The following is a 19,453-nucleotide window of genomic DNA, read 5'->3' as shown; positions in this document are numbered from 1 at the left end:
ACCATAGATTCGATGTGTTCCGCTTTTCGAAGTGAAATGAACACAAAACCGAGACCACAGAGCAGTGGTCCTTTGACGAACAGGAGACGTTGAGATGACGGAACTGGCCGATCGAACCGACGAAGCCACGCTGAGCGATGCAGTGAAAACCCAGAAGATCACCTCCTCCGAGGCCTTCGTCGAGACGATGGTGAACTACGGAGTCACCGATATCTTCGGAATCATGGGCTCGGCATTCATGGATGCGATGGACATCTTCGCCCCCGCGGGCATCGATTTCATCCCCGTGGTCCATGAACAGGGAGCTGCGCACATGGCCGACGGCTACGCCCGCGCATCGGGTCGCTTCGGCGTCGTCACCGGCCAGAACGGTCCGGGCATCTCGAACTGCGTGACAGCGATCGCCGCTGCCTTCTGGGCACATTCGCCGGTCGTCATCGTCACCCCGGAAGCGGGCACGAACTCGATCGGTCTCGGAGGATTCCAAGAAGCGAATCAGCTGCCGATGTTCCAGGAATTCACGAAGTACCAGGGACATGTCAGCAATCCGTCCCGCATGTCCGAATTCACCGCCCGCTGCTTCGACCGTGCGAGGTCGGAGATGGGTCCCACTCAGCTCAACATCCCCCGCGACTACTTCTACGGAGAATGCTCACCCGAAATCCCGACACCGCAGAAGATCGATCGCGGCGCCGGCGGTACCGAAAGCTTGGAGGAAGCGGCGAACCTGCTCGCCTCGGCGAAGAACCCCGTCATCGTCTCCGGCGGCGGTGTCGTCATGGCCGATGGCGTCGATGAGTGCATCGCGCTGGCCGAGCGCCTCGGGTCGCCGGTGGTCAACAGCTACCAGCACAACGACTCCTTCCCTGCCAGCCACCCGCTGTGGGCGGGCCCCCTGGGCTATCAGGGTTCGAAGGCCGGGATGACGCTGATCAATCAGGCCGATGTGGTGCTGGCCCTGGGCACCCGCTTGGGACCGTTCGGCACACTGCCGCAGTACGAATTCGACTACTGGCCCACCAACGCGAAGATCATCCAGGTCGATGCCGACCAGAAGATGCTCGGCCTGGTCAAGAAGATCGACGTCGGCATCTGCGGTGACGCCAAGGCCGTCGCCGAGGATCTCCTCGCCCGTCTCAACGACCGCGCGGTCGCCTGCGACGCCACGAAGGACCAGCGTGCCGAACTCATCAAAGCAGAGAAGGATGCGTGGGAGGCCGAGCTCGATTCCTGGACCCATGAGAAGGACGAGTTCTCCCTCGACGCCATCGACGAGGCGGAGAAGGAAGACGGCAACTGGCTGCACCCGCGCCAGGTGCTGCGCGAGCTCGAGAAGGCGATGCCCGCCGACGTCATGGTCTCCACCGACATCGGCAACATCAACTCGGTCGCTCACAGCTACCTGCGCTTCGAACGTCCCCGCAGCTTCTTCGCTCCGATGAGCTTCGGCAACTGCGGCTATGCGCTGCCGACGATCATCGGCGCCAAGCGCGCAGCCCCTGAACGTCCGGCTATCGCCTACGCCGGTGATGGCGCCTGGGCGATGAGCATGGTCGAGGTGCTCACCGCCGTCCGCCACGACATTCCGGTCACCGCGGTCGTCTTCCGCAACCGGCAGTGGGGTGCGGAGAAGAAGAACCAGGTGGAGTTCTACGGTCACCGCTTCATCGCCGGTGAGCTCGACAACGGTGAGAGCTTCGCAGCCATGGCCGAATCGATGGGAGCCGACGGCATCGTCGTCGACGACCTCGACGAGGTCGGCCCGGCCCTGCAGAAGGCCGTGGACGCGCAGATGAACGAGGGCAGGACAACGGTCATCGAGGTCATGTGCACGAAGGAGCTCGGCGATCCCTTCCGCCGCGATGCACTGCGCAAGCCGGTTCGGACTCTGGACAAGTACAAGGACTACGTGTGAGTCCTCGATACTGGTGAGCGCCGGTCGCCGGAGATGGTGGTCGGGCCCGACCCGACCACCGTCTCCGGCGCTTCCGGTGCCGCCCATCACGCACGACACAATCGAACAGCGGCCCGTCGACGACGACACTGCCGCAGAAAGCTGGCGCTCACACGATGAACTCGCCCGAACAGATCATCTACCCAGCCCGTACCGTGCGGACCCTTGATCCCGCACGACCCACCGCCGAGGCCGTCATGGTCCGCGGATCGCGCATCCGAGCCGTCGGTTCCCTTGACGAGCTCAAAGCCTACGGTGCCTCCCGCATCGACGACCGCTACGCCGATGCCGTGATCTTCCCCGGAATGGTCGAAGCCCACGCACACGCCGGCAGCGGAGGGATGTGGGAGAACACCTATGTCGGCTTCTATCCGCGCAAGGATCCCGACGGCACGATCTGGCCGGGCTGCACGAACATCGACGAGGTGCTCGAACGTCTGCGGGACGCCGACGCCCGCCTCGGCGACGGTGAGCTCCTCGTCGCCTGGGGGCTCGACCCGATCTTCTTTCCCGGCGAGCGTCTCGACAAACGCCACCTCGACTCGGTGTCGACGACTCGGCCGATCTTCGTCAGCCACCAGAGCGGGCACCTGGCCACCGTGAATTCGGCGATGTTGGCCTTTGAGGGCATCGACCGCGACTGCCCGGTCGAAGGCGTCGTCCGCGGCCCCGACGGCGAACCCAACGGCGAACTGCGGGAACCTCCGGCGATCGCGCTGATCTCCAGTGCCTCATCCCTCCTCGGCGGTCCGTTCGATCCGGCTGCCCTGCGCGGTTTCGCCGCCGACGCCCGCAACCACGGGGTGACCACCTCGGCAGATCTCGGCAATCCCTACATCATGACCGATGCGCTCAGCGAGCACCGCCGAATCATCGACGACGAGGACTTCCCGCTCCGGCTCTCGCTGTTCCACCTCGGCGGAGGCATGGGTGCCGGCGGCGATCCGGACACGACGTCGCGGACTCTGGCGGATCTGGCCGAGACCGGCAGCGAGAAGATGCACCTCGGCGGGGTCAAACTCTTCCTCGACGGGTCCATCCAGGGCTTCACCGCCCGGCTTCGGGCCCCCGGCTATCTGTCAGAGGACGGCAACGGCATCTGGCTGTCCTCACCGGAGGAGTTCTATCGGGCCTTCCGCGCCTACCATTCGGCCGGATCAGTCATCCATGTCCACTGCAACGGCGACGAAGCCACTGAGCTCTTCCTCGACACCGTCGAGCGGGTGCTGGCTGAGGTTCCGCGCTGGGACCACCGGCACACGGTCACTCACAGTCAGCTGACCACTCCGGCGCAGTACCGGAGGATGAAGGCTCTGGGCGTTTGTGCGAACATCTTCTCAAACCACATCTGGTATTGGGGCGACCAGCATCGGGACCTCATCCTCGGGCCCGATCGCGCCGAACGCATGAACGCCGCCGCCACCGCCCTGCGCATCGGGGTGCCGATCTCGCTGCACTGCGACACTCCCGTCACTCCTCTCGATGCGCTGGCCACGGCCTCCTATGCGGCCGAACGGGCCACACCGAGCGGCCGCGTGCTCGGAGTCCACGAGAGGATCAGCGTGCCCCAGGCTCTCGACGCGGTCACCCTGGGAGCGGCCTTTATGCTCAAGCTCGACAACCTCGTCGGGTCGTTGGAGGCGGGCAAGTTCGCGGACTTCGCGATCCTCGATCGGGATCCCTACGACTGCGAGCCGGCCGAACTGCGCGAGGTCATCGTCCACGGGACCGTCGTCGCCGGTCGGCACTTCCGGGCGGCTGGCTGAGCGATGATCGAGCTGACTGTGATCGGCGGCTACCTCGGGGCGGGCAAGACCACGCTGCTCAACGAGATCCTCGATCGGACCGACGGTGAGCGCGTCGCGGTCATCGTCAATGACTTCGGCACGGTCAACATCGATGCGGAGATCATCGCCAACGATGACGGTCGGACGTGGGAGATCGCCAATGGGTGCATCTGCTGCGACCTCTCGGATGGGATGGCCGCCGCCATCGAAAGCATCCGGACCGCTTCTCCCCCGGTCACCCGCGGCTTCGTCGAGGTGAGCGGGGTCGGCCAGCCCGAAGTCGTCGCCCGCTGGGGCGATCATCCCGGGTTCGTCCGAGGTGGAGCCCTCGTCTGCGCCGATGCCACCTCCATCCGCCGGAACGTCAACCGGAAGTGGGTGGGAGAGACGGTGCTGTCGCAGCTGCGCGGCGCCGACCGGATTCTGTTGACGAAGACGGATCTGGTCGATGGCCAGCAGCAGAGAGATGTCGTCGACTGGTTGAAGGCGGATCCGGGCATCACCGCTGAGATCGTCGCCCGGGACGACGTCGTGGCCGGTGGTCGGTCGCAGCGATCGGCGACGGCGCCCGGTGCTGATGGCGCAGTCGCCGAGGCCCTGCCACCGGTCGACGACGGGGACGGGTCCCGCTCCGCCGCTCGAACTCACAGTTCGTGGTCGATCACGGCCGCCTCGGCGATCGCCCCGGAGGTGCTGTGCGGTCTCATCCTCGACCTGCCGGATTCCGTCGTCCGCGCCAAGGGGATCCTGCCCGACAAGCGGAGGCCCGGCCGCCGGTTCCTCGTCCAGTATGACGGTACGAGGTGCGAGACCAGCGACATCACACCGGAGTTCGCGGGCTCGGACGGCGGCACGGTCGATGACGACCTGAGTTCACGAGAGTCCGCGGCCCCAGACGCCTCGGGCCGTCTCGTCATCATCGCGGCCGGCGATCATGTCGGCCCTCCCGAGGCCTTGACCGCCCTGGCTCAGGCACTTCACGGGTGGGTCGGCGACTAGCCGGCCCTGAACATCAGAGAGGGAACAATGAAGTTCACCCGAAGAAAGAACGACGCGGATCGTCCGCGGCCACTCAAGCGGAAGACCGCCTGCCTGCTCACCCCGGCCATCGCGATCACGGCGGCGCTGGGGCTGGTGCTCGGCGGATGCGCGGCACCGTCCGCGCTGGTCGGCAGCAGCGAAGACACACTGATCTTCGGCACTGGTTCGGTCCCTCGCGTCCTCAATCCCGCGGTCCAGTCGGGTCTCGCCACGGCGACGCCCGGCGCACAGCTCTTCGCCAGCCCGGTGCGCCTCAACAGCGATATGGAACCCGAACCCTACCTTGCGCAGTCGTGGGACGAGTCGAAAGACGGGAAGACAGTGACCCTCCATCTGGTCGAAGATGCGACGTTCCATGACGGCCGGCCCATCACTTCAGAGGACGTGGCGTTCTCACTCGGGGTCGTCAAGCGGGAGCATCCCTTCGGGGCCAATCTCTTCGGCCCTGTCACCAGTGTCGACACCCCCGATGATCAGACTGTGGTGATCAATATGTCCCGCAGGCATCCGGCGCTGATGACCGCGATGAGTCCGCCGTTCCTTCCCGTTATGCCGAAGCATGTCTATGGCACCGACGACACTGTCGTCGACCATCCCCAGAATGCGCACGACGTCGTCGGTTCGGGGCCATACCAGCTGCGCAGCAATCTCGAAGGGAAGCGGATCGTGCTCGACAAGGTCGATGACTTCTTCGTGCCCAACGAGGAGGCACCGCAGCAGGTGCTCATCGAGATCATCTCGGATGAGAACACCTTGGCGCTGGCAACGGAGAAGGGCGAGATCGACATGATGCTCTCGAACACTCCCTCGATCCTCTCGCGCATGGAGGCCGTCGACGGAGTCACGGTTGCCGATGAGGGTTACGAAGGACTGGGCGCCCTCACCTGGTTGGGGTTCAACGTCAAAAGCAAGAACGTCTCGGACAAGCAGGTGCGCCAGGCGATCGCCTATGCGATCGACCGCGACTACCTTGTCAGCAAACTCCATCGAGGCCAGATCGAAGCAGCCACGAGTCCGATCGCCAACGGCAGCCCCTACTTCGACGATTCGCTGCCGAGCTACGACCGTGACCTCGACAAGGCCGCTGATCTGCTCGACGATGCCGGGTACCCGGTCGACGAGAACGGCAATCGCTTCACCGTCCAACTCGACTACGATCCGCTCAGCGCCGAGATGTCCTCGAGCATCGCCGAGACCATCAAAGCCAACCTCAAAGACGTCGGCATCACCGTGAAGATCCGCAGCTCCGCCGACGAGCCGACCTGGGGCAATAGGGTGGCGAACTACGACTACGACATGACTCTGGACAACGTCTGGAACTGGGGAGACCCGGCAGTCGGAGTCGAACGCACCTACCTGTGCGACAACATCAAGAAGGGCGTGCTCTGGGCGAATATGTCCCAATACTGCAATGAGGACGTCGACCGGCTCTTCAAGAAGGCCGCGGCCGCGCCGGATGAGGAGACGCGCAGGGCCGATTATGCGAAGGTCCAGAAGATCCTCACCGATGAGCTTCCCGTACTGCCGCTGGAGAACCAGCAGTACCGCAACATCTATTCGGACTCCGTGCACAATGCTCCCAATGGCCCGTTCGGCGTCATGTCGCCGCTGCTGGACATTTCGATGGAAGGTTGACCATGTCTCTGACAGCTCCACCGAAGATCAGACTCAAAGGGCGCAGAACTATGGCCCTGTCGAGAACCCGCTCGATCGCCTCACGCATCGGGCAGGCCGTGCTCCTCCTTCTCGCCGTCATCATCTTCAACTTCGTCCTCATCCACCTCGCCCCCGGAGATCCTGCCACCGTCATCGCCGGCGAATCCGGAGGCACCACGCCCGAGCAGCTCGAAACGATCAGAGAAGCGTATGGGCTCAACGATCCGATCCTCGTCCAGCTCTGGCACTATCTCGTCAAAATCGCGCACTTCGACCTCGGATACTCGTTCTACTTCGGTCAGGATGTCACGGCACTCATCGGCGAACGCCTGTATCCGACCGTGCTACTTGCTGGCACTGGAATGACTGCTGGTCTCATCATCGGGACGCTGCTCGGCGTCGTCGCCGCGATCAAACCGCAGGGAATCCTCAGCTACTTCGTCACCGTCATTGCGCTTGTCGGCTTTGCCGCACCGGTGTTCTGGACTTCCGTGCTGCTGCTGCTGGCATTGTCGATCGCCCTGCCGATCTTCCCGGTGCAGGGGATGAACTCGATCATCGTCTCACCGCATGCGCTTCCGCAGATGTGGGACACGACGATGCACCTCATCCTGCCCGCCACGGCGCTGGCGCTCATCTATGTGGCGCTCTACAGCCGCACGGCGCGCACGAGCATGCTCGAGGTCCTCGACTCCGACTACATCCGCACGGCGTGGGCGAAGGGGTTGGGCGGCAAGGTCGTCATCTTCAAACATGCCCTGCGCAATGCAGTGCTTCCGGTTGTCACGCTCCTGGGACTCCACGTCGGTGCCCTGCTGTCGAGCGTGGTGCTCATCGAAGTCGTGTTCAACTGGCCGGGCCTCGGCTCGCTGCTGCTCGAGTCGATCCTCCGCCGCGACACTCCCGTGATCCTGGGAATCCTGCTGGCCAGTTCCATCCTCGTCATCATCGCCAATCTGGTCACCGACGTGGCCTACCGCATCATCGATCCCAGGATCGCCGTTTCAGGAGGGCCACAATGACCGACATCATGTCACTGCCGGGCACTGGTCAGGAACAGCCGGAGCAGCCGCCGGAGGCTGTGAAGCGAAATCGGCCGACGACGGCATGGACTCTGTTCCGACGCAACCGTGTCGCCCTCATCGGCCTCTCACTGCTTGCGCTGATTCTGCTCGCCATTACTTTCGGCCCGATGATCTATCCGAACAATCCCTTCGAGATCGTCGGCATTCCGATGGAGGCACCCGGAGAGTCCGATGTGCTGCTCGGCACCGATGCCCTCGGACGCGATCTGTTCGCTGAGCTGCTCTACGGCGGTCGCGCGACAATACTCGTCGGCGTGGTCGCTGCGATCCTGTCGACGGCGATCGGAATCATCCTCGGCGGGTTCGCCGGCTATCACCGAGGATGGGCCGACTCAGTGGCAGTGCGCATCACCGAGTTCTTCCAAGTGCTGCCTCCTCTGCTGCTGGCCATGGTGCTCGTGACACTGTTCACCCCGAGCCTGCTGACGATCACGATCGCCATCGGCGTCGTCAGCTGGCCGGCGACGATGCGCATCACTCGCGCCGAGTTCCTGCGCATCCGCGAACTCGACTACGTCAGGAACGACCGCGCCGCCGGAGCCGGTGACTTCTGGATCATCATGAAGACGATCCTGCCCAATGCACTGCCCCCGATCGTCGTCATGTCGACCTTGGTCATCGGTCAGGCGATGCTCTTCGAAGCCGGACTGAGCTTCCTCGGTCTCGGTGACCCGAACACGATGAGCTGGGGTCTCATCCTCGGCAACAACCGCGAGCAGATGCTCACCGCCTGGTGGCCGGTGGCCTTCCCCGGTCTGGCCATCTTCCTCGCCGTCCTCAGCGTCAGTCTCTCCGGCGACGGGCTCAATGACGCACTCAACCCCAAAGGTCGTGAACGATGAGTACTGCAGCGATCACTTCGCCTGGCGAGGCCTCTCCGACACCGACCGTCTCCGGACACGGGGGGTCTCCGATCCTGTCGGTGAAGAACCTCTCGGTGAAATTCCAGGACAACATCGCCGTCGACGATGTCTCCTTCGACGTCAGCGCCGGTGAGGTCCTGGCCATCGTCGGCGAATCCGGTTCAGGCAAATCAGTGACCTCTCTGGCCATCATGCGACTCGTGGAGCTCTCTTCATCGGGAAAGGTCACCGACGGTCAGATGCGATTCAGCCGGGCCGACGGAGACATCATCGACCTGCGCACCGCCTCCGAATCGACGATGCGCACCATCCGAGGCAACGACATCTCAATGATCTTCCAGGAGCCGTTGACCTCGCTCAATCCCGTGTACTCGGTGGGTAACCAGCTCGCCGAGGTGCTGCGAGTTCACAAAGGCATGTCACGCAGGGAGGCGAAGAGGGGCGTCATCGAACTCATGGAACGGGTGCGCATTCCCGAGCCGAAACGGCGCGCGCGCCAATACCCCCACCAGATGTCAGGTGGCATGCGCCAGCGTGTCGTCATCGCCATGGCCCTGGCGTGCCAGCCGAAGGTTCTCATCGCCGATGAGCCGACCACCGCATTGGATGTGACGATCCAGGCTCAGATCCTCGCTCTGCTGCGTGAGCTGAAGAACGACCTCGATGCCGGGATCATCTTCATCACCCACGATATGGGTGTGGTCGCCGAGATCGCCGACCGGGTCCTGGTCATGCGGAAGTCCCACGCCATCGAAACCGGCAGCGTTGAGAACATCTTCCACAGTCCTCAGCATCCGTACACGAAGAAGCTCTTGAGCGCTGTTCCGAAATTGGGATCGATGAACGGCACCGACTCCCCCGCACTGTTCCACCTCGATAAGGAAGAGGTCTGACGATGACGAGGATCCTCGATGTCGAAAATCTGGTCAAGAGTTTCTCACTCTCCGGCGGAATGCGCGTCCATGCTGTCGAAGACGTCAGCTTTCACGTCAACAGGGCCGAGACCTTCGCGCTCGTGGGTGAGAGCGGCTGCGGCAAGACCACATTGGCGAACCTGGCCATGCGACTGCAGAAGCCCGACAGTGGAACGATCAAGCTGCTCGACACCGATATCACCCACCTGGGGACGAAGGAGCTCCGGCCGCACCGCCGCCATCTGCAGATGATCTTCCAAGACCCCTTCGCCAGTCTCAATCCGCGCAAGACCGTGGGCAAGATCGTCGGCGATCCGCTGCGCCTGAATCGGGCTGCGTCGAACAGCCCTGACGATGACCGTGTCGCCGAGCTGTTCGAACTCGTCGGGCTCAGTGCCGACGACATGCGGAAATACCCGCACCAGTTCTCCGGGGGACAGCGGCAGCGCATCTGCATCGCTCGCGCGCTCACGCTCAACCCCAGTCTCATCGTGGCGGATGAAGCCGTGTCAGCGTTGGATGTCTCTGTCCGTGCCACAGTGCTCAACCTCATGATCGAGTTGCAGCAGGAGTTCGAACTGTCCTATCTCTTCGTCAGCCACGACCTGGCCGTCGTCGAACGCATCGCCCACCGCGTTGCCGTCATGTATCTGGGGCAGATCGTCGAAATGGGACCTCGCCGGCAGGTGTTCGAGAACCCGCAGCACTCCTACACTCAGCGCCTCATGGATGCCGCACCGATCGCCGATCCCGGTCAACGGCGCGAACGGGCTCTTATCGCCGGAGAGATCCCAAGCCCGGTCTGGCCCGAGGACCAGGGCCCGGAGAAGGTGACGTTGAATGATCTCGGGGGCGGTCACCTGGTGGCAGCGGAGTGAGGCCTCACTGCTTGCCGAGGATGCAGTCTCCCCCATCAACGTTGAGCAGTGTGCCGGTGATATAGGAGGACTCGGGCGAGCACAGCCAGACTGCTGCCGCGGCCTGCTCCTCAGGGCTCGAGACTCGCTTCATGGGGATCCCCTCGGTCACCGAGCGGAACTCCTCCGGAGAGTTCTCGGACCAGGAGCGCAGCGCCGGCGTCATCGTCGCCGAAGGCAGGAAGGCATTCACCCGGATCCCCTTGTCCGCATACTCCAATGCCGCCGTCTGCGTCATTCCGTTGACTGCCCATTTCGAGGCGTTGTAGGGCGAGAGACCGGGGCTTCCGTTCTTGCCCGACACCGAGGAGGTATTGACGATGGCACCTGACCCCTGCTTCTCCATCTGGATGAGCTCGTACTTCATGAAGCTCATGAGACCGAAGACGTTGACGTCGAAGAGACGCTGCCAGGACTCGCGCTTCTGCTCAGTGAACGGCTGCGCCGCTGTGCCGAGGCCGGCGTGGTTGTGAGCGAAGTCGAGGCTGCCCCACCGGCTGACGACCTCGTCGACGACGGCGGCGGCATCGTCTTCCGACGACGCATCGACGATCCGGCCCTCGGCGGTGCCGCCCTCGGCACGGATGGCCTCACAGGTCTCCTCCACAGCATCCTCGGCGATATCGGTCACAAGGACCTTCGCTCCTGCGCGCGCGAATGCGATCGCACTGGCTCGCCCGATGCCGCTTCCGGCGGCAGTGACGAACCCATTCATATTGCTCAGATCAGGCATAACATTCCACTCTCCGGCGCCCATGGCACCTGATGATAGATGCGGTGCGCCGCGGACTCGCCCGCTGGATCAGGATGCGGCGCGGTTGGACCGCACTTTGATGAGCTGAGTGATCGACAGACGCAGGACCTCCTCGAATTCGCTGCGTCGAAGACGATCGTTAAGGACGGCCGACAGAGCAGCAGTCCACGAGAGCATGATCGCGTAGATCATCCGATGATCGGTGGTCACGGGGTCGACGATCCCGAGGACCTTGAGCACGGCCGTCTCCAGGAGCTTGTCCGACTGCGCCACGGCGATTCCGCTGCTCGCCTGCGAGGCCATCGTCGCATTGATCATCGCCTTGGCCAGGTTCGGCCGCGACAGCAGAGAATTGCTGGCCGAGGAGATCAGGTCGAGGACACGCCCGGCCGCATCGGCGTCGTTGAGCGAGAAAGCTTCGTCGGAGCTGTTCGTCCGCACGTCGAGGGTCGTGAGCTCATCCTCGAGGATCGCTGTGTACAGATGCGATTTCGAGGGGAAATAGCGGTAGAGGGTGTTGAGCGCGACGCCGGCCTGTTTGGCCACCTCCTGCATCTGCACCGAGTCTTCGCCATGGTCGATCGTCAGAATCCGTGCAACTCTGATGATGTTCTGATACCGCTGCCGGCTCCCGGCATTGGTCGGACGTGCCGCCGGTCGCTCAACATTCAGTCGTGGCAACAGTCTTCCTCCGCACTTCTCGTCATCTCATGCCCGTATCCGCTTCGGGATCCCGCTTCTCCAGGATAGCCTCTCAACGGCTCGGGCGAGCCCAGGGTCCGGGCCTCCGACCACGGCCCTGACCGCAGATCTCACCGCTCTCGGCCGAGGACCAGAGCACTTGTCGGTACCCCGGTGCCCGCGCTGACCAACGCATGGTCGACGTCAGCGGCCTGGTTGGCGGCTGTTCCGCGGATCTGGCGCACTCCCTCGGCGATGCCGTTCATCCCATGGATATAGGCCTCGCCCAACTGCCCTCCGTGGGTATTCAGCGGAGTCGACGAATCCATCTCGCCGAAACCGTCGCCCAGAAGATCGGGTGCCTCACCGGGACCGCAGAAGCCGAACTCCTCGAGCTGAGCCAGCACGAACGGGGTGAAATGGTCGTAGAGGATGGCCGCATCCATGTCTTTCGGGCTCAGTCCTGTAGCCGTCCACAGCTGATCGGCGACCAGGCCCATCTCCGGCAGGGGTCGATCCCTGTCCTGCCGATAGAAGCTGGTCATGTTGTGCTGGTCGTAGCTGACGCCCTGCGCCGAGGCGCGGATGACTGCCGCGGGCTGTGCGAGGTCCTTCGCCCGTTCCCGGGAGGTGACGACGAAGGCCTGCCCGCCGTCCGATTCCTGGCAGCAGTCGAGGAGGTGAAGCGGCTTGGCGATCCACCGCGAAGCCTGATGGTCAGCCATGGTGATCGGCTGCTCGTAGAACCATGCCTTCGGATTCGTCGCCGCATGTTTGCGATCGAGGACCGAGACCCTGCCGAAGTCCTCGCTCGTGGCCCCATAGTTGTGCATGTACCGCTGGGCGAACATCGCGATCCACGAGGCAGGGGTCATCAGACCGTGCGGCAGATACCAGGCATAGTTCGCCGCGCGAGCGTCGACGCCCCACGAACTGACGTCCAGAGCGGCTCCGAATCGAGCACCGGAGCGTTCGTTGAAGGCCCGGTAGCAGACGACGGTCTCGGCCGCTCCCGTGGCCACTGCCATGGCCGCGTGCATGATCGTGGCGCAGGCGGCTCCGCCGCCGTAGTCGACGAGACCGAAATAGCTGACGTTCTCGCAGCCGAGTCCTCGAGCGACCTCGATCGAGGGAGAGGTGTCCATCGAGTAGGAAACGAACCCGTCGACTTCGTGGGGAGCGATTCCCGCATCATCGAGGGCAGCCTTCGAGGCTTCGAGTGCCAGCTGCAGCTCTGTGCGACCGGATGCCTTCGAGAACTCGGTGGCTCCGATTCCGGCGATCGCGGCAGTATCGTGGTGACTTCTCATCAGCGTTTCCTTCCCTGCAGCGCAACGCGAACGTGGCCACTGGCATGTGTTCCGATCCCATTCGTGCCCGTGACCTCGATCAGGGCGCTGGCACTCTCCTCGTCGAATTCGCTGACGGTGCCCGTGACTGAGAAGGTGTCGCCGGGAAAGTTCGGGGCGCCGAGGCGGATGCTCACGTCGGTGAGCTCGGCCTGGGGCCCGGCCCAGTCGGTGACGAAGCGACCGATGAGGCCGTTCGTCGTCAGGATATTCATGAAGATGTCCTGAGTGCCCGCGGCTTCGGCCGCAGCGGTGTCGTGGTGGACCAGTGACCAGTCACGGGTGGCGATCGCTCCTCCGGCGACGAGTGTCGCGGTCACCGGAATGGTCATCTCGGGCAGTGTCTGACCCGGTTCGCATTCTGTGGGCATCACGCCTCCTTCTCATCATCGTCGGTGCTGTCGGTCGTCTCAGTCGAAGAGCGGACACAGGTCTCGGCTCCCGGCGCGAATCCGGCGGGGAGCGCCAGGTCCGGGTCGTAGAAGTGCGGCCGGACTTCGACCTTCATGCCGATGGAGACGTCGGCCTCGTCGATCTCAAGATTCATCACGATGCGCACGCCTTCGGCGAATTCGACGAGTCCGACGATGTAGCCTGCCTCGAATGGGGGCACCACCGGATGGTGCAGGACCGTGTAGGTCACGAGCTCGCCGGTGTCCGACAGGTCCGAGACATCCCAGTCGAAGGACTGGCAGCGCGGGCAGCAGGGCACGGGCGGGTGCCGGAATTCGGCACAGTCGCCGCATTGCTGGGCGACGAGGCGCCCTTCTTTGAGCGCGTCGAAATAGAACGCATTGTCCAGGTTGAGCGCGGGACGAGGGCGCAGTGCTTCGGTCATCTCAATCCTCCTTCTTCTGTCCGGCGGCGTACCACAGTGTCCGGAATCGCATGGTTCCGACTTGGTCGCCCTCCTCGTCGCGGAAGACGAAGAGCGTGGTGATGAACATTCCCGGTCCCAGACCGGTCTGCTTGAGTTCCGAGAGCTCTTCGACGGTTTCCGTGCTGCTGATGAGGTCTCCGGGCACGATCGGGCGGTCATAGTGCTGTTCGCTGTTGACGGCGACGACGCTGGGGAAGCCGCAGTCGCGAAGGATGTCATAGGCGGCATCGACGGGACTGGCGGTGGCTTCCTCGCCGAGGCAGTTCATCGTCCACACCTGCAGCGACGTCGCCGGCGCGATGACGCTGTCATGCCCGTGCTGCTTGGCCGCTGCTTCATCGGTATAGACGGGGTTGCGATCGCCCAGCACGTCGAGCAGTGTGTTGATCGTCGCCGTCGACACTCGGTCGCGAGCGCGATAGTGCCGGGCGCGACCTGCGGCGATGAGCTCCGCAATCCTGCGAGATGCCCCTTCGGGATCGATCTTCGGTTCGGTGGTGACAGTCATCGGTTGAGCAGTTCCTTTCGTCCGGAGTCCTCGAACCGTCTCAGGAGTTCCTCCACATGTGCGGGTTCGAGTCGGTGGTATTCGTTGCCCTTTCCGGGGCGGTAGTAGACCGGGTCGTCGGTGTGCCAGGCGTCCTTGCGCAGCTCTTTCTTGTTGATCTTCGCTGTGGCGGTCACCGGCAGTGTGTCGACGATGCGGATGTAGCGCGGAGCCCATTTGGTCCCCAGGTCAGCCTGGGCGTCGAGGAATTCACCGAAGCCCACCGGATCGAAGGTCCGACCATCGACCATCTGCAGCGCCAGCATCACCTGATCCCCGCTGATCTCGTCGGGAACGGGATAGATCGCCGCCAGCTGGGCGTCGGGATAACGGCCGATGATCCTCTCGATCGGGGCACCGGAGAAGTTCTCCCCATCGACACGCAGGCGATCCCCGCTGCGACCGGCGAAGTAGAAGTAGCCCGCCTCGTCCCGGTAGCCGAGGTCGCCGGAGAGGAAGTTGTTCCCACGCAGCCGCTCTGATTCGGCCTCCGGGTCCTTGTAGTAGCCTTCGAAGGTCCCGCGTGCCCCGAGGGCGGCCAGCTCGCCGATGGCCTCATCGGCATTGAGCAGCTCGCCGTGCTCGCCGAAGCGGGCACGAGGGCGTTCGCTCATGTCGACCGGGTCGATGACCGCGGCGGTGTAAGCCGTCCCTGCGGGAGGCAGTCCCAGTGCATCCTCAGGAGTGTCGGCCGAGCGCACGAAGTTCAGTCCGCCTTCGGAGGAGCCATAGGATTCGAAGGGTTCGATGCCGAACCGGCGTGCGAATTCCTTCCGGTCGCGCACAGGCGCCTCGGTGCCGAAAGCCGACTTGAGCTTCACCAGCTTCTCTTCCTCCCGCTCGGGCTGGGCGAGGATATAGGACAGGACGCGGCCGACATAGTTGAAGTACGTGACCTCGTATTTGAGGAGGTCGTCGAGGAAGCGACTGGCCGAGAAGCGGCGAGCCAGGACGAACGTTCCGCCCTGGTACAGCGGTGTGGCCCAGCAGCCGAGGATCGAGTTCGAATGGAACAGCGGCATCGAGTTGTAGGACACGTCTTGAGGGCCGAGACCTCCCGAACCGTATGTCGCGGCGGCGGTGAATCGGCCCGTCGAGCACATCGCGGCCTTGGGGCGCCCCGTGGATCCGGACGTGAACTGCATGGTCAGAATCGTCTTCGGATCGGCCGCCGCCGGGGACTGAGGCGGTCGGGTGTCGTCGACTCCGTCCATTGTCTGTGTGTGTTGCTCGGCGTCGATATCGATGACCTCGACCCCGGGCAGCGCCGCGGAGTCGATGAGTCCCCGAGTCATGGAATCGACGATGAGGATCTGGCAGTCCGTGGCCAGCACATCGTCGACGAGTTCCTGACCGCGTCGGGTCGGATTCATACACACCAGCGCCGCTCCGGACAGCGCACATCCGCCCCACCAGAACAGGAACTCGGGCCGATTCTCCAGGAGGATCCCCAGATGCGGCGGCTGGGCGGGGTCGAGATGCTGGGCCAGGAAATGGCTGCGACGAATCGCTGCCCGGGCGAAGTCGTCCCATGTGTAGTCGTCGTCCTCGAAGCGGATGCCGATGTGGTCATCGCCGAGGCGGGCGACCACCAGAGCCGCCGCCGTCGTCGGCAGGGCGTTTCCTGCTTCGAGGTCCTGGTTCTGACTCGTCGTGGTCATGATCATTCCTCTCGTGCGTGGTCGACGATGTCGCTGCCGAGTTCTTCGAGGAGGGCGTCCGCAGCTCCGAGGACGATCCCGATCTCGCGGACGAGGACGAAGAACCGATGGATGTGGTTATCGAGGTCGGCACCCATTCCGCCATGCAGGTGCTGAGTGGCGTGGACCACGCGACTGCCGCCGGTCGCTGTCCACCACGCGGCCTCGAGTCCGGCTCGGGCGGCGCCGGCATCGCCAGCGTCATACAGACTGGCGGCGTTCAACGTCGTCAGCCGCATGCATTCGGTATCGATATGGGCGTCGGCAGCACGGTGGAGCACACCTTGCTTCGATGACAGCGGTTTGCCGAACTGCACACGCTCCGATGTGTACTTCGCAGTTCGTGCCACGGCTTCCCGGCAGGCTCCGACGGCGACCGCCGACAGCGCGGTTCGCCAGCGTCCTTCGAGTTCATCGCGGCCGACGCCGTCGAGCCGCTGACAGTCTTCGATCGAGATGTCGATCGTCACTGCGACACCGTTGTCATAGGAGAAGCCCATCGGCGCGGTGCTGATGCCGGGGGTTTCCTTGGCCACGAACCAGAGTCGGTCGTCATCGTCGGCGATGAGCAGGTGGCTGGCGGCGGCGCCGGTGGGCACGATGCCCACGCGACCCTGGAGCCGGTCACCGGTGCGGGCCACCGAGTGCAGTCGGCTGGGCAGAGCGGGGACGGCCGTCATCGTTCCGGCGGCCATCGCCTCGACCGATTCGCTGAGTCCCGCTTCGGAGAGGATGAGGGCGGTGACGACGGAGCCGGCCAGAGGGATGCGGGCCAGCCGCGCCCCGACCTCGATCAGGCACAGGCTCAGCCCGATCATACCGAGACCGTCGTCGCCGTCGATGAGGGCACCGATGACACCGGCTTCGGCCAGGGAAGCGTAGAGGGCTTCATCCCAGCTGCCTACCTCAGCATCCAATGCGGCTACCCGCTCGTCGCCGGATTGCTTATCGATGATGGCAGTGACCAGTTCGACCAGTTCGGCCTGCAGATCGGTGGGGTGGAACGTCATCTCGCCCGTGCCGTCGGCTGCTGTCTGCGTTTCCCTCATCGTTCACCTCGTTTCATTCCCAGTGTCGTCCAGGCGACGATTTCGCGCTGGATCTCCGCCACACCGCCGCCGAAGGTATTGATCTGTGCGCCGAGGTTCATCACCGCGGGGCGGCCGTCCTCGATGCCGGTGGGGACCTCGTGGATGTGCAGCGCGTCCTCACCGAGGACCTCGAGCATGATTCGATAGATCTCTATTGCCGCCTCGGTCGCATAGATCTTCGCTGCCGAGGCTTGGCCCGGGTCGACGGCCTCAGTGGCGGTGGCTTCGACGAGTCTCCAGTTCATCAGGTTCATCGCCGAGTTCAGCGCAGTCGCTCTGGCGAGCGCCGAGGCCACCCAGGGAAGGTCCGCATAGGGCTGACCTGCCGGCGTCGTCTTCTGAGCGGCCCAGGTGATGACATCTTCAAGCATGCCGTCGCAGATGCCGGAGTAGGCGGCCAATCCCACGCGTTCGTGATTGAGCTGAGTGGTGATCATCCGCCAGCCGGCATCGATCTCGCCGACGACATTGCTCACCGGCACGCGGACGTCGTCATAGTAGGTAGCCGAGGTCTCGACCTGGCCGAGTGCCTCGATCGGAGTCACAGAGAAGCCTTCTGCCGTGGTCGGTACGAGGATGAGGGAGATGCCCTTGTGCTTGGGCGCTTCCTGATTCGTCCGCGCCGCCAGCCAGATCCAGTCGGCTCCGGGTCCCCCGGAGGTGAAGATCTTGCTGCCGTTGATGACGAATTCGTCGCCTTCGCGCACTGCCGCCGTGCGCAGGGAAGCCAGGTCCGTGCCGGCTTCGGGTTCGGTGTAGCCGATCGAGAAGACGAGCTCGCCGGCGGCGATCTTCGGTAAGAAATAGTCCTTCTGTTCCTGGCTGCCATGGCTCATGATCGTCGGAGCCACTGTCGTGAGGGTGACCATCGGCAACGGAGCCTGGGCCCGGTAGGCCTCGGAGTAGAGGATGAATTGGGCCCGGTGACCTCGGTCCTGCCCGCCGAATTCCTCCGGCCAGCCGATGCCGAACCAGCCGTCGGCTCCGATCCGCCTCATCACCTCATCGCGCACCGGTCCCCCGGCTTCTCCCTCTGTGTGGAGCCCGGCTCGCACCTCGTCGGTGAGGAGCCGGTCGAAGTAGTCACGCAGCTCCCGTCTGAGCTGGAGATCCTCGTCACTGAGCTTCACGTGCATATCCGCACCCGTTCTTCCCTGTCGCTGTATCTGTCATCGCGGCCGAATGGGCGTTGCGGTCACGAAATCGTGCGCCGCTGCCGCTCTGGCACCGCAGAATAGGAGAATCGATTCTCCTCTGAATGGTCAGGCGATGTTCTCGATCCCGGTTTCGTCGAGCTCGGCCAGGTGGTACGCAGCGAAGCCGTTGCCCGGCGCTTTCGCTCGGAAATGCGCACCGATCTGCTCGGCCAACTCGGATTCGTCGAATACGCCGGTGCGAGCGACGAACTTCTCTTCGACTTCTGCGGGCTTGAGCAGGGCGACGAAGTCTCCGTAGACGATGAACACCTCACTGCTCACGGTTTCCGCCGCCGGGCCCGAGAGGTAGCCGACGAGCCGCGCCACCCTCTCGGGCGCGAGGATGTCGAGTCGCTGAGAGTCGGAATCGGCCGCGAAGACCGCTTCGGTCATCCCGGTCCTGGCCCGCGGCATGATCGCATTGGCTGTGACCCCATAGCGGCCGAGGCCCTGCGCAGTCGACAGCGTGAGACCGATGATCCCGGCTTTGGCAGCCGAGTAGTTCGGCTGGCCGGCAGCTCCCATGAGTGCGGCTTCGGAAGCAGTGTTGACGATGCGCCCGAACACCGGCCCACCGGCTGCCTTGCTGGCGGCTCTGAAGTGCACACCGGCGGCGTGACAGAGCGCGGCGTGGCCCTTGAGGTGGACGTCGATGACCTTGTCCCACTTGTCCTCGGTGAGGTTGAAGATCATCGTGTCGCGCACGATTCCCGCGTTGTTGACGACGATGTCGAGCCCTCCGAACGTGTCGACGGCGGCTTCGACGAGTTCACCGCCGGTCTTCCACTCGCTGATATCGGATTCGACCGCCAGCGCTCCGGACCCCAATGCGCGAACCTCGTCGGCGACAGCGGTCGCGCCTTCGCCGAGGTCATTGACGACGATATCGGCTCCGAGCTCGGCCAGGCGCAGGGCCTCTGCCCGACCGAGGCCGGACCCGGCGCCTGTGACGATCGCGGTCCGCCCGCTCAGATCTGTGACTGGATTCATCAGTGACTCTCCTTCGGTTCGCGATCGGCTGATTCGCGATAAGCTCTC

The 19,453-nt window shown here is 64.0% G+C and carries 18 protein-coding genes; 8 read left to right on the top strand and 10 right to left on the bottom strand.

Features of this window, described 5'->3' with window-relative positions; translation table 11 throughout:
- Positions 1-94: 94 nt before the first annotated feature.
- The 8 genes from xsc (at position 95) to D3I60_RS07970 (ending at position 10,178) form a co-directional block, all read left to right on the top strand.
- Positions 95-1,915, top strand: a complete 1,821-nt coding sequence (gene xsc / locus D3I60_RS08005) for a sulfoacetaldehyde acetyltransferase (RefSeq protein ID WP_262775604.1) — start codon at positions 95-97, stop codon at positions 1,913-1,915.
- Between the two features lie 155 nt (positions 1,916-2,070).
- Positions 2,071-3,720 (top strand): amidohydrolase, encoded by a 1,650-nt coding sequence (locus D3I60_RS08000; protein WP_262775603.1) that lies wholly within the window; start codon positions 2,071-2,073, stop codon positions 3,718-3,720.
- Positions 3,721-3,723: 3 nt separating this feature from the next.
- Complete coding sequence (locus tag D3I60_RS07995; protein WP_262775602.1) at positions 3,724-4,740, top strand: CobW family GTP-binding protein; 1,017 nt, start codon at positions 3,724-3,726, stop codon at positions 4,738-4,740.
- 27 nt (positions 4,741-4,767) lie between these two features.
- Positions 4,768-6,417 carry an ABC transporter substrate-binding protein gene (locus D3I60_RS07990; RefSeq protein ID WP_262775601.1) on the top strand — a complete coding sequence of 550 codons (1,650 nt, stop codon included), beginning with the start codon at positions 4,768-4,770 and terminating at the stop codon, positions 6,415-6,417.
- Between the two features lie 50 nt (positions 6,418-6,467).
- Entirely contained in the window at positions 6,468-7,460 is a 993-nt protein-coding gene (locus tag D3I60_RS07985; RefSeq protein ID WP_262775600.1) for an ABC transporter permease, read from the top strand.
- Entirely contained in the window at positions 7,457-8,365 is a 909-nt protein-coding gene (locus D3I60_RS07980; protein WP_262775599.1) for an ABC transporter permease, read from the top strand. The genes D3I60_RS07985 and D3I60_RS07980 overlap by 4 nt, the downstream gene beginning before the upstream one ends.
- A complete protein-coding gene (locus D3I60_RS07975; RefSeq protein WP_262775597.1) occupies positions 8,362-9,279 on the top strand; it encodes an ATP-binding cassette domain-containing protein in 918 nt (305 codons plus the stop codon). Before D3I60_RS07980 ends, D3I60_RS07975 begins: the two co-directional genes overlap by 4 nt.
- A 2-nt stretch (positions 9,280-9,281) precedes the next feature.
- Complete coding sequence (locus D3I60_RS07970) at positions 9,282-10,178, top strand: ABC transporter ATP-binding protein (RefSeq protein ID WP_262775596.1); 897 nt, start codon at positions 9,282-9,284, stop codon at positions 10,176-10,178.
- A gap of 4 nt (positions 10,179-10,182) precedes the next feature.
- Here the strand turns inward: D3I60_RS07970 and D3I60_RS07965 are convergent, their stop codons facing one another.
- The 10 genes from D3I60_RS07965 to D3I60_RS07920 form a co-directional block, all read right to left on the bottom strand.
- Positions 10,183-10,950 carry an SDR family NAD(P)-dependent oxidoreductase gene (locus D3I60_RS07965; protein WP_262775595.1) on the bottom strand — a complete coding sequence of 256 codons (768 nt, stop codon included), beginning with the start codon at positions 10,948-10,950 and terminating at the stop codon, positions 10,183-10,185.
- 69 nt (positions 10,951-11,019) lie between these two features.
- A complete protein-coding gene (locus tag D3I60_RS07960) occupies positions 11,020-11,652 on the bottom strand; it encodes a TetR/AcrR family transcriptional regulator (RefSeq protein WP_262775594.1) in 633 nt (210 codons plus the stop codon).
- 131 nt (positions 11,653-11,783) lie between these two features.
- On the bottom strand, positions 11,784-12,962 hold the full coding sequence (locus D3I60_RS07955) for a lipid-transfer protein (protein ID WP_262775593.1): 1,179 nt from the start codon (positions 12,960-12,962) through the stop codon (positions 11,784-11,786).
- The gene (locus D3I60_RS07950) at positions 12,962-13,372 is read right to left on the bottom strand and encodes a MaoC/PaaZ C-terminal domain-containing protein (RefSeq protein ID WP_262775591.1); all 411 of its coding nucleotides are present in this window, start codon (positions 13,370-13,372) and stop codon (positions 12,962-12,964) included. The genes D3I60_RS07955 and D3I60_RS07950 overlap by 1 nt, the downstream gene beginning before the upstream one ends.
- A complete protein-coding gene (locus D3I60_RS07945) occupies positions 13,372-13,839 on the bottom strand; it encodes a Zn-ribbon domain-containing OB-fold protein (RefSeq protein WP_262775590.1) in 468 nt (155 codons plus the stop codon). Before D3I60_RS07945 ends, D3I60_RS07950 begins: the two co-directional genes overlap by 1 nt.
- A gap of 1 nt (position 13,840) precedes the next feature.
- The gene (locus D3I60_RS07940) at positions 13,841-14,389 is read right to left on the bottom strand and encodes a MaoC family dehydratase N-terminal domain-containing protein (RefSeq protein ID WP_262775589.1); all 549 of its coding nucleotides are present in this window, start codon (positions 14,387-14,389) and stop codon (positions 13,841-13,843) included.
- Positions 14,386-16,089 (bottom strand): AMP-binding protein, encoded by a 1,704-nt coding sequence (locus tag D3I60_RS07935; RefSeq protein ID WP_262775588.1) that lies wholly within the window; start codon positions 16,087-16,089, stop codon positions 14,386-14,388. Before D3I60_RS07935 ends, D3I60_RS07940 begins: the two co-directional genes overlap by 4 nt.
- Before the next feature lie 2 nt (positions 16,090-16,091).
- Positions 16,092-17,177, bottom strand: coding sequence for an acyl-CoA dehydrogenase family protein (locus D3I60_RS07930; RefSeq protein ID WP_262775587.1), 1,086 nt, complete (start codon positions 17,175-17,177; stop codon positions 16,092-16,094).
- The gene (locus D3I60_RS07925; RefSeq protein WP_262775586.1) at positions 17,174-18,349 is read right to left on the bottom strand and encodes an acyl-CoA dehydrogenase family protein; all 1,176 of its coding nucleotides are present in this window, start codon (positions 18,347-18,349) and stop codon (positions 17,174-17,176) included. The genes D3I60_RS07930 and D3I60_RS07925 overlap by 4 nt, the downstream gene beginning before the upstream one ends.
- Positions 18,350-18,481: 132 nt before the next feature.
- On the bottom strand, positions 18,482-19,405 hold the full coding sequence (locus tag D3I60_RS07920) for an SDR family NAD(P)-dependent oxidoreductase (RefSeq protein ID WP_262775584.1): 924 nt from the start codon (positions 19,403-19,405) through the stop codon (positions 18,482-18,484).
- Positions 19,406-19,453 lie beyond the last annotated feature (48 nt).

It is taken from the genome of Brevibacterium permense, from assembly GCF_025506275.1.
Lineage (GTDB): Bacteria > Actinomycetota > Actinomycetes > Actinomycetales > Brevibacteriaceae > Brevibacterium > Brevibacterium permense_A.
Note: the sequence above shows the minus strand (reverse complement) of the source record. Positions and strands in the feature narration are given on the sequence as shown.

Bases quoted from the DNA above. Each gene is read 5' to 3' on its own strand.
- xsc (WP_262775604.1), top strand. From the start codon at position 95: ATGACGGAACTGGCCGATCGAACCGACGAAGCCACGCTGAGCGATGCA.
- D3I60_RS07950 (WP_262775591.1), bottom strand. From the start codon at position 13,372: ATGCCCACAGAATGCGAACCGGGTCAGACACTGCCCGAGATGACCATT.
- D3I60_RS07975 (WP_262775597.1), top strand. From the start codon at position 8,362: ATGAGTACTGCAGCGATCACTTCGCCTGGCGAGGCCTCTCCGACACCG.
- D3I60_RS07980 (WP_262775599.1), top strand. From the start codon at position 7,457: ATGACCGACATCATGTCACTGCCGGGCACTGGTCAGGAACAGCCGGAG.
- D3I60_RS07935 (WP_262775588.1), bottom strand. From the start codon at position 16,089: ATGACCACGACGAGTCAGAACCAGGACCTCGAAGCAGGAAACGCCCTG.
- D3I60_RS07945 (WP_262775590.1), bottom strand. From the start codon at position 13,839: ATGACCGAAGCACTGCGCCCTCGTCCCGCGCTCAACCTGGACAATGCG.
- D3I60_RS07930 (WP_262775587.1), bottom strand. From the start codon at position 17,177: ATGAGGGAAACGCAGACAGCAGCCGACGGCACGGGCGAGATGACGTTC.
- D3I60_RS07995 (WP_262775602.1), top strand. From the start codon at position 3,724: ATGATCGAGCTGACTGTGATCGGCGGCTACCTCGGGGCGGGCAAGACC.
- D3I60_RS07990 (WP_262775601.1), top strand. From the start codon at position 4,768: ATGAAGTTCACCCGAAGAAAGAACGACGCGGATCGTCCGCGGCCACTC.
- D3I60_RS07985 (WP_262775600.1), top strand. From the start codon at position 6,468: ATGGCCCTGTCGAGAACCCGCTCGATCGCCTCACGCATCGGGCAGGCC.
- D3I60_RS07965 (WP_262775595.1), bottom strand. From the start codon at position 10,950: ATGCCTGATCTGAGCAATATGAATGGGTTCGTCACTGCCGCCGGAAGC.
- D3I60_RS07940 (WP_262775589.1), bottom strand. From the start codon at position 14,389: ATGACTGTCACCACCGAACCGAAGATCGATCCCGAAGGGGCATCTCGC.
- D3I60_RS07970 (WP_262775596.1), top strand. From the start codon at position 9,282: ATGACGAGGATCCTCGATGTCGAAAATCTGGTCAAGAGTTTCTCACTC.
- D3I60_RS07955 (WP_262775593.1), bottom strand. From the start codon at position 12,962: ATGAGAAGTCACCACGATACTGCCGCGATCGCCGGAATCGGAGCCACC.
- D3I60_RS07920 (WP_262775584.1), bottom strand. From the start codon at position 19,405: ATGAATCCAGTCACAGATCTGAGCGGGCGGACCGCGATCGTCACAGGC.
- D3I60_RS08000 (WP_262775603.1), top strand. From the start codon at position 2,071: ATGAACTCGCCCGAACAGATCATCTACCCAGCCCGTACCGTGCGGACC.